The organism is Paenibacillus sp. P4_A7 (genome assembly GCF_056402455.1).
This window is the reverse complement of sequence record NZ_JBFUHJ010000651.1, coordinates 1-2,254: the sequence shown is the minus strand read 5'-3', so window position 1 is coordinate 2,254 and position 2,254 is coordinate 1. Positions and strand designations below refer to the sequence as shown.

Annotated in this window: 3 protein-coding genes; all 3 read left to right on the top strand. The window is 35.2% G+C overall.

The features are described from left to right. Window positions 1–153: 153 nt before the first annotated feature. Window positions 154–663: a GrpB family protein gene (locus tag AC1DWN_RS32470; RefSeq protein WP_477562963.1), complete on the top strand. Its 510-nt coding sequence runs from the start codon at window positions 154–156 to the stop codon at window positions 661–663. Between the two features lie 440 nt (window positions 664–1,103). Next, complete coding sequence (locus AC1DWN_RS32465; RefSeq protein ID WP_477562962.1) at window positions 1,104–1,643, top strand: GNAT family N-acetyltransferase; 540 nt, start codon at window positions 1,104–1,106, stop codon at window positions 1,641–1,643. Window positions 1,644–2,092: 449 nt separating this feature from the next. Beyond that, on the top strand, window positions 2,093–2,254 hold a 162-nt coding region (gene tnpA, locus AC1DWN_RS32460; protein ID WP_477562964.1), incomplete at its 3' end, for an IS66 family insertion sequence element accessory protein TnpA.

Here is a 2,254-nt window from a genome sequence, read left to right as displayed (position 1 = left end):
TAATTGAATATTACATAACTCGTAGATTAGAACCATATTCAAATTATAAATTTTAACTGAGTTAAATGGGCAACCTTCTCAGCTAACGGGCAAACTTATAGAAGGAATTACTAAAAAATTTCGAGATTACAAATCTGCTATGGGGGGATTTGCTTGGCTGAGGAAGTTGTTATTAAAGAATATACTCCAGAATGGCTTCAAGAGTTTGAGAAAGAGAAGGCGAAGATACGTCAAACTCTGCTACACAATATAGTTTATATCGAACACATAGGAAGTACCTCGGTAGTCGGATTACCATCTAAACCAATATTGGACATTGCTGTTGGTGTGAATCATCTTGATGAAGTAGATTCATTTATAAAACATTTGAGTAAGCTTGATTACGAATATGTTCATAAATTGGAGTTTCCCAATCGTCGTTTTTTTCGTAAAGGAGAATGGCGAAAAGGAACACATCACCTTCACGTATATGAATTAACCAGTGACGAATGGAACAATAACCTTTTATTCCGTGATTACCTCAGAAGCCATCCAGAGAAAGTATTAGAATATGCCAAACTTAAGAAGCATCTTGCATCCATATATCCAGAAAATAGAGTGGCTTACACCGAAATGAAAGCACCATTCATTCAATCGGTTATAGAATTGGCAAAGAAACGTTGAACTAACGGAGAACTTTAGTTCAACAATAAAAAGGAGCAGTTGCCGCAGCAGTTGCTCCTTTTTGTCTATTGAAGTAACGGGTAGCATAGTTGATTAGTGGCTGCAATCCCGCACTACTTAGATCGATATCATTACTCTCTAACGATGTACAAGAGCTTAATGCATTAACAATGAAGCTACGGCGGAAGGATGTCGGCAGCTTCTTTAAGCTATTGGGCAGATAGCCTAGTAGAATTCAAAGCGTAAAGCAGAATTATCCTATTCAGAAAAAATCATATAATAAACGAGGACTCTTTTTGAGTTCACCAGAGTGTTATGGAATGCAATTTCTACGATAAATTTTACACAAAAACCATATAGAATTAATTAAATCCTCGAAGTCCTTTTATATACTTAAATTGTTTGATATAGCGAAATAAAAGGACTAGGTGGTAGATTTAATGTTAAAAAAACGTGATTTGCACGAATGCTATTCACTGTATAATTTAATGATGGATCCTGCAGTTTTTCCTTACGTTCGTTATAAATGCCAATTTTATGAACAATATTTATTCATAACCAAACAGTTGATCGTTGAAGAAGAACAGGAGACATGTATTTCTAGAACAATTCTTAACGAGATTGGACATCCCATTGGTACCATTGATCTATATGATATTGTTAATAAAACAGGCTTCTTAGCCACATGGATTGGAACTCCTTATTTTGGAAAAGGTTATAACCAACGAGCGAAGGAATCCTTTTTTACTGAACTATTTCTTGAACATAATATTGAAACGGTATTTTTGAAAGTCCGTAAACAAAATACTCGATCGAAGAAGGCGGTAGAAAAACTACCGTATGCCAAATTAGCAAATGATATAAACCATCAATTATTTAAATTGATAAATAATGCGCAACTGATCTATGATTTGTATAAAGTGGAGCGGTTAGGTTTTTTAGAATGCAGTAAAGTCATGCAACATGAGATTGCTACGTAACAAACTGTGCAAAAAACTGTCTTCAAAGAAAGTTTTGGGACAGTTTTTTTGTACGACGAAAAGCTTCACTAACGGGAAATAATAGCACCACGACAACAGTCTGTCAGCATGATCGGGCAGGTTAGTGCAACAAATCTGAATAATATGCGTCTAAATATTGGAATCCATATAATGGGAWAATATTAAACAATCTAGTTTATTACAACTTCTCATAGTGTTGTTTCTAAATTCTTTTAGGGGTGAATATGTTGAAGATAATATTTGTTTTTAGCGCCTTTACAGTTCTACTCTTAATTTTAGTTGGTTGTTCTAGTAGATCTGATAATGTCACTTTTAATGGTCAATCAAAGAATTGGCAGATTTCTATTAAGTATCAAAAAGAAAAAAACTACTATATAGGTAAGCGTCAAACCTAGTCCACCTTCAATGGGCTGAGCATCCATGAGAAAATGAGACAACTAAACCGAGGAGGCTGTCTCATGACGAATAAAGAACGACGTTACCAAGATTGGATTGCACGTATTGCTGACTACAAAGCCAGTGGTCTCACGATGTCTGCATGGTGCAAAGCCCATTCCTTTTCAAAAGAGACACTGCAATATTGGCTTCGT